Source organism: Adlercreutzia sp. DFI.6.23, assembly GCF_024462535.1.
Classification (GTDB): Bacteria; Actinomycetota; Coriobacteriia; order Coriobacteriales; family Eggerthellaceae; genus Adlercreutzia; species Adlercreutzia rubneri.
In genome coordinates, this window is sequence record NZ_JANGBP010000007.1 from 166,808 (window position 1) to 181,020 (window position 14,213).

Annotated in this window: 9 protein-coding genes; all 9 read left to right on the forward strand. The window is 61.6% G+C overall.

Translation table 11 applies throughout. The features are described from left to right. Window positions 1-16 precede the first annotated feature (16 nt). Window positions 17-1,804: a potassium-transporting ATPase subunit KdpA gene (gene kdpA, locus NE591_RS08600; RefSeq protein ID WP_227070349.1), complete on the forward strand. Its 1,788-nt coding sequence runs from the start codon at window positions 17-19 to the stop codon at window positions 1,802-1,804. 16 nt (window positions 1,805-1,820) lie between these two features. Continuing rightward, complete coding sequence (kdpB, locus tag NE591_RS08605; RefSeq protein ID WP_114548797.1) at window positions 1,821-3,899, forward strand: potassium-transporting ATPase subunit KdpB; 2,079 nt, start codon at window positions 1,821-1,823, stop codon at window positions 3,897-3,899. Window positions 3,900-3,979: 80 nt separating this feature from the next. Next, window positions 3,980-4,591: a potassium-transporting ATPase subunit KdpC gene (gene kdpC, locus NE591_RS08610; protein ID WP_114548796.1), complete on the forward strand. Its 612-nt coding sequence runs from the start codon at window positions 3,980-3,982 to the stop codon at window positions 4,589-4,591. A 121-nt stretch (window positions 4,592-4,712) separates the two neighbouring features. Beyond that, window positions 4,713-7,544: a sensor histidine kinase KdpD gene (locus NE591_RS08615; RefSeq protein WP_227070351.1), complete on the forward strand. Its 2,832-nt coding sequence runs from the start codon at window positions 4,713-4,715 to the stop codon at window positions 7,542-7,544. Beyond that, window positions 7,534-8,244, forward strand: a complete 711-nt coding sequence (locus NE591_RS08620) for a response regulator (protein WP_227070352.1) — start codon at window positions 7,534-7,536, stop codon at window positions 8,242-8,244. The genes NE591_RS08615 and NE591_RS08620 overlap by 11 nt, the downstream gene beginning before the upstream one ends. Before the next feature lie 82 nt (window positions 8,245-8,326). Then, the gene (gene nrfD / locus NE591_RS08625) at window positions 8,327-9,412 is read left to right on the forward strand and encodes an NrfD/PsrC family molybdoenzyme membrane anchor subunit (protein ID WP_198160993.1); all 1,086 of its coding nucleotides are present in this window, start codon (window positions 8,327-8,329) and stop codon (window positions 9,410-9,412) included. Then, entirely contained in the window at window positions 9,400-9,942 is a 543-nt protein-coding gene (locus tag NE591_RS08630) for a GntR family transcriptional regulator (RefSeq protein ID WP_227070354.1), read from the forward strand. The genes nrfD and NE591_RS08630 overlap by 13 nt, the downstream gene beginning before the upstream one ends. Further along, on the forward strand, window positions 9,845-10,792 hold the full coding sequence (locus NE591_RS08635; protein ID WP_114539618.1) for a slipin family protein: 948 nt from the start codon (window positions 9,845-9,847) through the stop codon (window positions 10,790-10,792). Before NE591_RS08630 ends, NE591_RS08635 begins: the two co-directional genes overlap by 98 nt. 952 nt (window positions 10,793-11,744) lie before the next feature. After that, on the forward strand, window positions 11,745-13,901 hold the full coding sequence (locus tag NE591_RS08640; protein ID WP_256156586.1) for a molybdopterin-dependent oxidoreductase: 2,157 nt from the start codon (window positions 11,745-11,747) through the stop codon (window positions 13,899-13,901). The last annotated feature ends 312 nt before the right edge of the window (window positions 13,902-14,213 follow it).

Sequence of the window (14,213 nt, forward strand, 5' to 3'; positions counted from 1 at the left end):
GGGGCGGTGAGCAGCGATGAGCGCGATCGCGGGGTCGGAGTTTCTGCAGGCGGGCGTGCTGGTGGCGCTCGTCGTGGCCTGCGCCCTCCCGCTTTCGGGGTATTTGGTTGACGTGATGGAAGGTCGGCCCCTTCTCATTCGGCGTGCGCTTGGCCCGCTCGAGCGCTCTGCGTGCCGTCTTGTGGGCGCGCGCGAGGATGATGGTATGGATTGGAGGCGTTTTCTCGCCAGTGCGCTCGCCTTTACGGCGGTAAGCTTTATTGGCCTCTTCACCCTGCTGATCTGCCAAGGCGCACTGCCTTGGAACCCCGAGGGCTTTCCGGGGCTTGCGCTCGATACGGCCTTCAATATGACGGCGAGCTTTGTGACGAACACCAATTGGCAGCCTATCGCCGGTGAGACGAATCTGAGCTACTTCTCGCAGGCGGTTGGTCTGGCGGTGCAGAACTTCCTTTCGCCGGCCGTCGGCATCGCGGTGGCATTCGCGTTGCTGAGGGGCCTGGCATCTTCGGACGGCGGCAAGCTCGGGAACTTCTTCGTCGATGTCGTGCGCGCGGTGCTCTACGTGCTGCTGCCCCTGTCGCTGGTGCTCGCTTTGGTGGGAGTATGGCAGGGATCTCCCCAGACGTTTCAGGGCTATGAGATGGTGCAGCTTTTGGAGCCGGTGAGCGTTGATGCCGAGGGGGCTCTCGTCGATGCCGATGATCCGACGGCGGTGCAGGAGGTGACCGAGGCGGTCGTACCGCTCGGTCCGCAATCGTCTCAGGTGGCTATCAAGCAGCTGGGAACAAACGGCGGCGGTTTCAACGGCGCGAATTCCGCCTCGGCTTTGGAGAACCCCACGCCGCTTACGAATCTCCTCCAATGCGCGGCGATGCCGCTCATCCCCTTCGCTCTGGTATTTGCTTTCGGGCGCATGGTGGGCGACCGTCGGCAGAGTCGCGCGCTCATGACGGTTGTCCTCGCGATTCTCGCGGCGGGCCTGTTTTCCGTTATCGCCGCCGAGACGGCGGCCACGCCCCAGCTTTCAGCCGATGGGGCAGTGTATCTGGGCGCCTTGGATCAGTCGGCTGGCAATATGGAGGGAAAGGAATGTCGTATCGGCGTCGGAGAATCGGCGGCGTGGACGGCGCTCACGAGCGCTACTTCCAACGGTTCGGCCAACGCATCAATCGAGGCCATGACTCCTATCGGAACGCTGGTGCCGCTGGCGCTCATCGGACTTGGCGAGGTGGTCGGCGGCGGTGTCGGCACGGGGTTGGTGGGCCTGCTAGGCTTCGCGGTGCTGGCGGTGTTCGTTGCGAGCTTGATGATAGGACGCTCTCCTGAATACCTGGGAAAGAAGCTGGGTCCGGCCGAGATGCGCATGGCGGTCGTTATCGTGGTGGCGCCGGCGCTAGCCATCCTGCTTGCCGCATCGGTGCTTGTGATGAGCCCCGCCAGCGCGGCGGCGGTGGGAACTCCGGCTCCCTTCGGTTTTACCGAGTTGCTGTATGCGGCCACCTCGGCCGGCGGAAACAATGGCAGCGGCCTTTCCGGTCTGAGCTCGAACACGCCGCTGATCAATGTGGTGCTGGGGGTGGAAATGCTCTTTGCCCGCCTGGTTCCGCTCGCTGCGGCGCTGGTGCTCGCCGGGAATTTGGCGCAGCTCAAGGTTCAGGCGACGGGAGCGGTCGGGCTTTCCACCTCCGGCGCTTTGTTCGCCGTGCTGCTGTTGGTCATCATCGTGCTCATCGGCGCGCTCTCCCTTCTTCCGGCTTTTGCGCTGGGACCTCTGGCCGAGCAGTTCATGGGTGCGTTCTAGGTAAGGTGTGTGGTCTATGAAAAAGGAAACGAAACGAGCGATTCGCGACGCTTTTGCCAAGCTGTCCTTTCGCAGCCAGGCTCAAAATCCGGTTATGCTCATGGTGTATCTGTCGGCCTGTTTGACCACCGTGCTGCTTGCGTTGGCGCTCGCGGGCATATCTGACGCTCCGTGGGGCTACATTGCGGCAATTTGCGTGGTGCTGTGGGCGACGGTGCTGTTCGGAAACTTTGCCGAGTCGCTCGCCGAGGGTCGCGGCAAGGCGCAGGCCGATGCGCTGCGCTCCGCCAAACGCGATGTCGAGGCGTGCCTCATAGACAACGCCGCCCTCGCTGATGCCGCCACGATGGAAGACCCGTCGGCGTTTCTTGCTGATCGAGGCCGCGCGGTGGGATCGGCTACGTTGAAGCGGGGGCAGGTGTACCTTGTTCGCGCGGGCGAGCAGGTGCCCGCCGACGGCGAGGTCATCATGGGGGCGGCAAGTGTGGACGAAAGCGCGATTACCGGCGAATCGGCGCCGGTCGTGCGCGAGAGCGGCGGCGATCGGTCGTCGATTACCGGAGGCACGACGGTGCTCTCCGATTGGCTGGTAGCGCGGGTGACCGCTGAGGCGGGTCAGAGCTTTCTCGATAAGATGATCGCCATGGTCGAGTCAGCCGCGCGCAAAAAGACCCCCAACGAGCAGGCTCTCGAGCTGCTGCTCATCGCGCTGACGTTGGTGTTTCTTGCGGTGTCGCTGTCCTTGTACCTGTTCGGAGCATTTACCGCCGCGCAGCACGGCGCGGGAAATCCTCTGGGAATCACCTCGTTGGTGGCGTTGTTCGTGTGCCTGGCGCCTACCACCATCGGCGCGCTGCTGTCCGCTATCGGCATTGCCGGCATGAGCCGACTGAATGCAGCCAATGTGCTGGCCACCAGCGGACGTGCCGTCGAGGCGGCGGGTGATGTAGATGTGCTCCTGCTCGACAAAACGGGCACTATCACGCTCGGCAACCGTCAGGCTGCGGCCTTTCTGCCCGTTGGCGGCGTTAGCGAGCGCGAACTTGCCGATGCGGCTCAGCTGGCAAGCCTGGCCGACGAGACGCCCGAGGGACGCAGTGTGGTGGTGCTCGCCAAGGAGCGCTTCGGCATCCGCGAGCGCGAGTTGGCGCAGTCCGGTTTTGCGGTGGTTCCCTTCACGGCCCAAACGCGCATGAGCGGTGTGGATTTCGAGGGTCACGAGATTCGCAAGGGTGCGGCCGACGCCGTGCGGGCTTACGTGGAAGCGCGCGGGGGCGTCTTTGGCGCGGAGGTGGCCGCCGTGGCCGAGGAGGTGTCTCGATCGGGCGGGACGCCTTTGGTGGTGGCGCGCGATGCGCGCGTGCTCGGCGTCATTCACTTGAAGGACATCATCAAGTCGGGCATTCGCGACAACTTCGCCGACTTGCGCGCCATGGGCATTAAAACAGTGATGGTCACGGGCGATAACCCTCTCACGGCCGCTGCCATCGCCGCTGAGGCGGGGCTTGACGACTTTATTGCCGAGGCCACGCCCGAAGCGAAGCTTGCGGCCATCCGTCGCTACCAGGCCGAGGGGCATCTGGTCGCCATGACAGGCGACGGCACCAACGACGCTCCGGCGCTGGCCCAAGCCGATGTGGCCGTGGCCATGAACTCCGGCACTCAGGCGGCCAAGGAGGCCGGCAACATGGTGGACCTGGATTCCTCGCCCACCAAGCTCATCGAAATCGTGCGTATCGGCAAGCAGCTGCTCATGACCCGCGGCAGCCTCACCACGTTTTCGATCGCCAACGACCTGGCAAAGTACTTCGCGGTCATCCCGGCGCTGCTCGTGCCCCTTTATCCGGGTTTGGAGGTGCTCAACATCATGCATCTGGCCACACCCGCCTCGGCGATGCTTGCGGCCATCATATACAACGCTCTTATCATCGTCGCGCTCATTCCGCTTGCGCTGCGCGGGGTGAAGTGTCGCGAGGCGTCGCCGCACCGTCTGCTCGCGCGCAATTTGGCAGTGTACGGCTTGGGCGGCGTGATCGTTCCCTTTGCGGCCATCAAGGCGCTCGATGCGCTCATGGTGTTTGTCGGCGTTGCGTAAAGGCATCCGGGCCGCAACATGGCGGCGGCCTTCGTTTGAACCGTTGTGAAGGCAATTTTCGAGAACAGGAAGAACGCATTATGAGTGGAAAGATGGTGACGCGGTGCTTCGCGAGTGCCCTGGCGTTGTTTATCGCGGCAAGTGTGCTGTGCGGGATCGTTTACCCCTGGGCTGTGACGGGGCTGTCGGCTATAGCGTTCCCGTACCAGGCGACAGGCTCTATTATCGAGGTCGACGGGGTGAAGTACGGCAGCGAGTTGGTGGGACAGCCCTTTAAGAGCGACACCCATTTGTGGGGTCGGCCCACGGTGGTCGACGCCGGCTCCTTCTCCGATGCGGAGGGGCAGCCGCTTTTGTGGTACAGCCCCGAGAACCTCAGTCCCGCGAGCGACGAGTTTGCCGCGCGAGTGGACGAACGCATACAGCAGGTGCGGGCGGCCCATCCCGACCGTGCCGCGCAGCCCGTTCCAAGTGATTTGGTGACGGTGTCGGGATCGGGCTTCGATCCGCATATCTCGCCGGCCGCTGCCGATTACCAGGTGGAACGTATCGCTGCGGCAACGGGACGGCCCGAGAGAGAGGTGCGTGCCATTATTGCTCAGTGCACCGAGTACCCCCTGTTGGGCATTATCGGCGAAGCGCGGGTGAATGTGCTGAAGGTGAACCTCATGCTCGACGGCGTGCTGGAGTAAGTGGAGCTTGGCGCGCTTGGAGAAAACCTGAGGGAAACGGATAGCGAATGAGATGCGGCTGAGGGGTGGGGCGTGCTAGGATGCAGGGGCGCTGTCGGGACGACGCGAAAGGGCAAGTGACGTGGCGGAAGTTCGAGAGAGATGGGAGATCGGCGGCGGCCGCGGCGACCCCGATGCCATCCTGCAGCGAATCCGGGAGGAAGAGGAAGCGGGTGAGGCGGAGCGCTTCGAGGGGCGCGGCCGGCTCAAAGTGTTCTTCGGGTACGCCGCCGGCGTGGGAAAGACCTTCGCCATGCTCACCGAGGCTCATCATGTCCAAGATGAGGGCGTCGATGTGGTAGTGGGCTACGTTGAGCCGCACACGCGTGCCGACACCCTTGCCTTGCTCGATGGCCTGGAAGTGCTGCCCGTGAAATCGGTGAAGCACCGAAACGTCGCTTTGCGCGAATTCGACCTCGACGCCGCCCTGAAGCGCCGTCCCCAAGTTGTGCTGGTAGACGAGCTGGCGCATACCAATGCGCCGGGGTGCCGCCATCGCAAGCGCTATCAAGATGTCGAAGAGCTGCTCCGTGCGGGTATCGATGTGTACACGACGGTGAATGTGCAGCATCTCGAGGGGCTTAACGACAAGATTGCCTCCGTGACGGCTGTGGCGCCCTCCGAGCGGATCCCCGACCGCGTTTTCGACGCGGCCGATTCGGTCGAAGTCGTCGATTTGGAGCCTGCTGACCTCATCAAGCGCCTGCGCTCGGGCAAAATCTACGCGCCCGAGCGGATCGGGTCGGCGCTTTCGCACTTTTTCTCGCGATCGAATTTGGCGGCGCTGCGCGAAATTGCCCTGCGTCGCGCTGCCGACCGCCTCACGCGCGCCTCTGCGGCTACGGTGCCGCATGCGGCTGGCGGCGAAGACGTTTTGGTGCTGGTGACCGCCGATGCGGCGGCGCCGCGAGTTATTCGCGCGGCAGCGGGTATGGCCGAGGCGTTTGGCGGCTCGTGCACGGCGCTTGTGGTCGAATCGGGCGGCGAGGGCGTGGAGGGGCGATCGAAAGGCGATGCGGCCCTTGCCCGCTCGATCGCCCTTGCGGAGGAGATGGGTGCGCACATCGTCACGTTGACGGGGGACGATCCGGTGCAGCCCGTGGCCCTTTACGCCGCAGCGGCGGGTATTCGCCGTATCGTGGTGCCCTCGATGCCCGGTCGCATCGGCCTGCTCGGATGCGGGGACGTGGCGTCGCGGTTGATGCGGGCCGCTCCCGAGGCCATGGTGACGGCCGTCCCCGCGGTGGACGCCCCCTCGGTGCTCGAGCGCTTGCGCACCCATGCGAGCTTTCGCCTCACGGCCTCCGATGTTTTTCGAGCGCTTCTCGCGATAGCCGTTGCGACGGCGCTGGGGGAAGTGGCGTGGCTGGCAAGCCCTACGCCCTCGATCATCCTCATGACCTATCTGCTGGTCGCGCTGCTGCTCGCCACGCGCGCGGATGGTTTTCTGTATGCCGTGCTTGTGGCGCTGGGCAGTGTCGTGGCCTACAACTTCTTCTTCACGGCGCCGCGCTACACCTTCCATGCCTATAGCCTATCGGCCCCCATCATCTTCGCGTTTCTGCTGATAGGAACATTGGGGGCCTCATCTTTGGCCATCCGACTGAAGCGTCAGGCGACCACGGCGGCGCGACGGGCCTATCGTACCGAGGTGCTTTTGGAGAGCAGTCGGGAGTTCCAGGCGGTCGTGAGCCTCGGCGCTTGTTTGGAGACGGCGGCGGCCCAAGTGGTGAAGATTCTCGATCGGCCGGTGGTGATGTACCAGGTCGACGGGGCGGCGCATGGCGGCCTCCTTCCGCCGCGGGTCTTCGATGTCCCCGGCAGCGGCGGGGGAGACGCCGAGAAGCTGGATCTCGCGGCTCCGGGCGAGATGGCTGTTGCGTCGTGGGTCGCCGCCAATGGCGAGGCCGCCGGCGCGACGACGGATACCTTGCGCGAGGCGCGCTGCCTGTACCTTCCCATTCGTTCGAAGGATCGCGTGTTCGGTGTGGCGGGATTGGTGATGGAGCAAGGCGACGACGACTTCGGCTCCTTCGAGCGCAATCTGCTCGTAGCGCTGCTTGACGAATGCGGTCAGGCGGCGGAGGCTCTGGCGCTGGCGAGCGAGCGGAAGAACCTCGCCGTGAAGGCCGAGAAGGAGGCGCTGCGCTCGAATCTGCTGCGTGCCATTTCCCATGATTTGCGAACGCCGCTCACGAGCATCTCGGGCGACGCCGATATGTTGCTCGCCTCGGGGGACGTCCTGGACGAGGCGCAGAGGAAGCGTTTGACGTCGGATATCCATGAGGACGCGAATTGGCTGATCAATCTGGTGGAGAATTTGCTGTCGGTGACGCGGCTCGACGACGGCGACGTCGAAGTGTCGCGCGCCCCCGAACTGGTTTCCGACGTGCTGGCCGATGCGCTGCGCCATGTCAGTCGCTTTGTGAGCGAGCATCGGCTGACGGTGGAGATCGAGGATGAGTTTCTCCTGGCTCAGATGGACGGACGTTTGATTGTGCAGGTGGTGGTGAACCTTTTGAACAACGCCATCGCCTACACGCCCGCGGGGTCGTCCATTCGCCTCACCGCGCATCGCGAGCGCAGCGCTTCCGGCGATAGGGTGGTTGTCGCGGTGGCCGATGACGGTCCGGGCATCCCTCCCGCCGAGCAAGCGCGCGTGTTCGATCTGTTCTACCACGGGGGACGGGTGGGCACAGGCTGCGAGGACGGCGAAGGGGGCGATGCGCGTCGAGGAATGGGGCTGGGTCTTTCGCTTTGCCGCTCTATCTTAAGGGCGCACGGCAGTGATATCGTGTTGCGCGATGCCTATCCGCACGGTTGCGTGTTCTCGTTCGCTCTTCCCGCGGCAGAGCTGCGCGAAGAGGCTCCGGTTGGCGTCGTCGAGGAAGGGAGTGCGGACGTTGAGCGATAGAGACGAGGGCGTTATCCTCGTTGTGGAGGATGACCCGGCGGTGCGCAATCTGGTTACGTGTGCCCTTGACGTGCACGGCTATCGTTCGCGCGAGGCATCCACGGCTACGGCGGCTCTCGCTGACCTTACGTGCGCGAGGGATGTCAACCTCGTCATTTTGGATTTGGGGCTGCCCGATCGCGACGGGACGGAGGTCATCGGAGCGGTGCGCGGGTGGTCGCACGTGCCGATCATCGTTCTGTCGGCGCGCCAGGAGGATGCCGATAAGGTGACGGCTCTTGATGCGGGGGCCGATGATTACCTGACAAAGCCCTTCTCAGTTGCGGAGCTGCTTGCCCGAGTGCGCGTGGCGCTGCGTCGCGTCGCCTTCGACGAGACCGAGGAAGAGGCGGGGGAGACGTATCGCAATGGCGATCTCGCCATCGACTTCGATGCCAAGGTTGTCGTGAGGGGCGACGACGAGATTCATCTGACTCCCATCGAGTACAAGCTTCTGGTGCTTTTGGCCCACAATACCGGCAAGGTACTCACCCACAACTACATTCTGAAGGAGGTGTGGGGCGCCGCCCTGGCGAGCGACTTGCCCAGCCTGCGCGTGTTCATGGCCACCTTGCGCAAAAAGATCGAGCCCGATCCTGCCAGCCCGGTCTATCTCCAAACCCACGTTGGCATCGGCTACCGCATGCTGCGTGTGGAATAGGTTTTCGCTTCTGCCCCATGTTGTCATATACATTGGCGAGCGTTTGTGTCATACTTCGGGAAACGGAATCGAAGGGGGCGCGTTGTTCGGGGAGCTGGTGACAGCCTATCTGTTCTTGGCCGGGGTCGGCGCGGGCGGCGTGGCCGCGGCGTCTGTGGCCGACCTGCTCTTCGTGCGCGAGCCCTTCGGCGCGGATGTGGTGCCTGACTTCGCTGAGAAGCGCCCGGCTGAGCGCCTGGTCGCCGGTGTGCTGGCCCTCTCCTGCGGGGCGCTGGCCCTGGGCGCCGGCTGCCTCGCCGCCGACCTCGGGCGTATCGACCGCGTGCTGTCGCTGTTTACGGCACCGCCTGTGACGCTCATGAACCTGGGCGCCTGGGCCGTGGCGCTGCTGACGGCGCTGGCGGCGGCGCTCGCCCTGGCGCGGTTTCTGTACGTGCCCTGGTTGCGTCGGTGCGCGATGGTGGTCGCGGAGATCGTCGCCTGCGGGCTGGCCGTGGTCGTGGCGGTTTACGCCGGGCTGCTGCTGCAGACGCTTTCCGGGGTGCGGCTGTGGTCGTCGCCCTGGGTACCGGCGCTCTTCGCACTGTCGGCCGCCTCCTGCGGCTGCGCCCTGCTCATGGCCGGGGCGCTTTTCGTGGAAGGCGACGGGAGCGTTCGGAAGGCGGTGCGCAGCGCCGCCCGCGTCGATGTGGTCGTCATCGTGGCGGAGGCGGTGGCGGCCGCGGGGCTTCTCGCCTTCGCGCTGGGAAGCGATCACGCGGGTGTGCGAGCCTCGGCGACGAGCCTCATGCACGGCCCGGCGGCGCTGCCCTGGTGGGCGGCTTTCGTGGCCTGCGGCCTTGCGGCGGCGCTCGCCGTGGAAGTCGGCTGCCTTGTTCGCGGGCACGGGCGCTCGCGCTCGGCTGCGAAGGCGGTCGCGAAGGCGTATCCCGCTGCGGCCCTGGCTCTTGCGGCTGCCCTCGTGCTCGTGGGTGCTCTGGGCCTGCGCGCCGCGGTGGTGGAGGCCGGTGCCCAGCGTCCCTTGGAGCTGCAGGAAGCGGAAGCCCCCGCTTCCGTACCTTCCGAAAACGAGGAGGCGGCGGGCTTGCGTTCCGCGCCTTCCGCAGAGGAAAGCGGGGGAGAAGGCTCCGCAACGGGAAGAGAGGACGTGACCCTGTGGTCAAACTAGGCAAGACGATACCGGCCGGGGACCTGTTCCAGCTGGACGATGCCAGCTCCATCCCCGTCTGGCTCCAGTTGAAGAACCGCTTCATCTACCTCATCACCTCGGGGTTCTACCTGCCGGGCGACCAGCTGCCCACGGTGCGGGGCCTGGCCGCCGAGGTGGAGGTGAACTACAACACCGTGAGCAAGGTGTACCAGAGCCTGGAGGAGGACGGCTACATCGTGTCGAAGCGGCGGCTCGGGGCGTTCGTGGCCGATGTGTCCGACAAGCCCGGCGTCTTGGCCGAGGTGACGGCGGAGATCGTCACGGCAGAGTACCTCAAGCGCTGCCAGGAGCTCGGCATGTCGCTGGAGGATATCGACGCGCAGTTCACAGCGGCGCTCGTGGCCGCCAAGGCCAAGCGCGAGAAGGATGGCACAAGCGAAGGAGCAGCCCATGACCCGCAAGAAGCACGGCGCGGACGCCTCGTCAAGTTCCCCGAGCCCGCAGGAGAGGGCGCCGCAGACGGGCGCGCGGCTGGAAACGGGGCGTAACCGCACCTCCCGCAACGGCGCCGTGGCGTTCACCATCATCGTGTTCGCCGCTGTTTGCGCGCTGGTGCTCGCCTGCGCCCAGGCCCTCGCGGGCAGTATTGGCCTTGCGGCCCTCGTGATCGCCGCGGTAGTTGGCGCCCTGGCCGCCTCGTCGGTGCACATCGTCATGGAATGGGAGCGCGCCGTGGTCATGCGCTTCGGCCGCTTCAACCGTGTGGCGGGGCCGGGCATCGTGTTCACCTGGCCCGTCATCGAGTTCTACACCGTGCGCATCGACCAGCGCGTGGCGGCCACCTACTTCGGCGCCGAGGAGACGCTCACGTCCGATTTGGTGCCCGTGAACGTGGATGCCGTGGTGTTCTGGATGGTGTTTTCCCCGAAGAAGGCGGCCTGCGAGGTGGAGGACTACGCGAGCGCCGTGGCGTGGATGGCCCAGGCCACGCTGCGGGCGGCCATCGGCCGTGCGAGCCTGGCCGAGGTGGCCTGTCGGCGCGATCAGCTGGATGCCGAGCTGAAAGAGGTGCTGGAGGCGAAGCTGGACGGCTGGGGGATCGACGTCATAGACGTGGAGGTGCGCGACATCGTGGTGCCCCGCGAGCTGCAGCCGGCGATGGCCGCCGGTGCCATCGCGGCCCGCGAGCGCGACGCCCGCATGACCCTGGCCGAGGCGGAGGCGGATATCTCCGACATGCTGAAGGACGCGAGCGCCAGCTATGCCGGAGACCCCGAGGCTATGAGGTTGCGCACCATGCATCTGGCCTACGAGTCCGTGAAGCAATCTGGCGGCACGCTCGTCATCCCCAGCGCCTTCAGCGAGGGCTTTGTGCCCGAAGGCGGGGAGAAGGCCTAGCGACCGACGACGCATCTGTGCTACAATGGGCCTCGCCTAGAGAACTTGGCCCCGAAGGGCCGGGACGCCCGAAGACGTCCCGGTAGCGAGGGTGCCTAGTCCTCGCTGTTGTTGGATGACCCGTCACTATGTGGCGGGTCCCCGCTTTCTAGGGCCAAAAGTGCAACCCCAAGAGTGGCGGCTCCAATCAAAGTCTGGACTAAGGCCAGGAAAATGCTCATCTGCATTACCTCCCTCCCGTTATCTAGAATTGGTGTTAGGGGAGATGTATGCAGAGAGCCCCAGCTCCCCGCTTAATTCATAATAATACAAACAAATATTCTATAATCAAGACTTGACTTTGCAAAATGGTGCAATTTTCTGCCATGAAAATGGTTTGCATGAAATGATCTCTGATCCGGTGTTTTGAATCAAGGACAAATTTTGTCATAGATTGTCCTACATTTTCTCTTGACAACATATGACAAAGTATGACAGACTGGCAGCATCAGAATCCGGCCGATTCTAAAGACATGTACGGTATCCCATCAAACTGTTGCGCGATTACCGGGTTCGCCCATGGGGGATGGGAAAGAGGAGGAAAGCGCAAGACGATTCTGCGGATCAGCTCTCTGTCTGAATTGCGCGTTCCTCTCACTCGAAAGAGGAGGAGAGAATGTCTGGAAGCGAAAAGCGTTCCAATCTCACTCGCAGAGGTCTCCTGAAGGCTACTGGGGCGACTGTGGGAGCGGCGGCGCTTATCGGCGGCGGTGTCTTACGGGCGCTTGGTCCTGATGAGGGGGCTTTTGCCGAGGAGCCTGAGGACCAAACAAAATGTCGTGTAGGCTGCTGCTGGACCTGTGTTTACTGTCAATATGAAGCACACGTTAGAGATGGAAAGATTGTAAAGCTTTCTCCGATTGAGGGCGGAAGCCCTCGGGGTTCTCGTATGTGCCTTCGAGGTCGTTCAAGGATGCGTGCTGTTTACAACCCCAATCGAATTCTTTATCCGATGAAGCGAGCTGGCGAGCGAGGGGAAGGCAATTGGGAACGAATCAGTTGGGATGAGGCAATATCTACTATTGCGTCAAAATGGAAATCGTATAGGGAGGAATTCGGTCCACGCTCTATTGCATACTATTGGGGTTCTGGGAATTGCGCCGCGCTTGGTTCGGGCAACTTTGGAGGTCTTTTAGGACGGCTTGCAAATGTTCTCGAGATGACCATGGTGGATTACTGCACAGATATGGCCCTTGGATATGGCATGGCGCGGGTTGCGGGGGACGGGATGTTCCGAAATGGAGCCTCGCTCATAGGCAATGCCGATAAAGTTGTCATGTGGGGGTGCAACTTTGTCGATGCTTGGTGGCAGCATTGGTGGCCCCTTGCTGATGCAATGGAAAAGGGAAGTACGAGGCTTATCGTAGTTGACCCCAACTACTCCACCACTGCGTCTAAGGCGAATATGTGGGTGTCTAATCGTCCCGGTTCGGACCCCGCTCTGCTCCTTGGGATAATGAATTACATCGTCGAAAACGATTTGCACAATAAGGAGTTTTTGCTAAATCATTCGAATGCATCTTTTTTGATACGTCAGGATACAAAAAAAATCCTTCGTGCAAGCGACCTCGGCATTCTTTCTAAGGAGAAAGGAGACTCCTCTGTCGAAAATGTGTCGGAAATCCTCGATTCTCCTATTGTCTGGGATGAGCAATCGCAGACAACAGTTGCCTATGATGCCGCTGTCAGCCCGGCTCTCTCCGGAGAGAGGCTGGTGCATGGGATACCAGTGAAAACAGCCTTCGACATGCTTTGCGATGAGCTCGGAAAGTACTCGCTTGAAAGAACCTCGGAACTGACTGAAGTTTCAGTTGACGATATCCGAAAGCTCGCAATCGAGGAATCCGAAGGAGAGATCTGGAACATCGCAGGATATGCAAGTCAGGCTTACGATAATGGTGCCGAGTTCGGGCAGGCGCTTGCTACGCTGGCTATTTTGACGGGCACGGTAGGGCGTGCTGGCTCTTGTGTTGGAGGTTCTTGGTACTCTTTCAACACTAATCCTGCGTTCATGGCTCCGACAGGCACGTTTGTTAATACTGTTCCCGTTCTTTCTATGACTGACATTATGGACTCCGGGCAATATGCTGGGGAAGACTACCCGATCAAGTCTCTATTTGTAGCTGCTGCGAATCCTATGTCGAGCGGTGGAAGCTCAAATGAGATATTGGAATGGTGGAATAAGATTGACTTTATCGTTGTGTCTGATCTGCAATATAGCGATAGTGTGAAATATGCCGATATAGTGTTGCCTTGTGCGCATGCGCTTGAAGTCGAGGATGTGCTAAAGGGTAGTTATTATCCGTATGTTGGAATAACCGAAAAGGCGGTCGAGTCGCCTGCAGAGGCAAAAAGCGATTCTGATATTGCCCGGTTAATATCGGTCGAAATGGGCGTTGGAGAGTATTTTGAAAAGACCGATGAAGAGTACTTGAGGGAATTGGTTGACGAGTCCGAGCTCGGTCTTGAACGGGGCATCACTCTCGATAGGCTTCGGGTTGAAAAAGATATCTGTTACGACGAAACAGATATCAAATTCTATGGCGGAGTATTTCCAACAGAAACGGGCAGGGCAAATATCTATTGCGAAACGGTTGTGCCGCGTATCGATTGGGGTCAAGAGCTCGATCCTGATTTTGGACATGTTCCAACGTTCTCTCTCCCCAACGAAGCGTGGCCCAGGGGTGAGGTCGCGAAAAAATATCCTTTTACTTTGATGTCGCACCGGCTACGAACACGCTGGCACACTGGCGAGTTCGAAAATGAATGGATGCGTGAGATCGCGCCCGAGCCCATTGTGAAGATTAATCCATCAGATGCAATAGCCCGCAGCATTGAAGACAATTCTTATGTCGAGCTGTTCAACGAACGAGGACATGCCGTCGTTCGTGCGATTTACGCAGACGATATTCGTCCAGGGGTGCTGATTTACCCGAAAGGCTGGCAGCAGTGTGAATTCAAGGAAGGCGGGTTCTCGGAAATGACCTCAGCTCATTGCAATCCGTTTACCGTAAACACATCGTTTATGGATGTGGCGGCAGACATTCGACCGTGGGGGCAGGGAGAGTAAAAATGAGTGGATCGAGATACGGCTTTGCCATAGATACAATAAGGTGCGTCGGGTGCCATACCTGTTCTATAGCATGCAAAATTGAGAATAATTTACCAGACGATGTGATCTGGTATTGGAGTCAGGTTAAATCAGCCACACCCAAGTCGGAGATAAATCGCCAATCCCGGCCAATTTAATTTCGCCAATACGCCAGTGATTCTAGTTGCGATTTACCTTTGCCTTCTGCTGCCTTATGCGGTCGCCCTAACTGCCAGCGGCGTTGTCTCGACTGAGAAGATCTCAAGTTCAGCGCCGCGGAAGCTGGCGCCC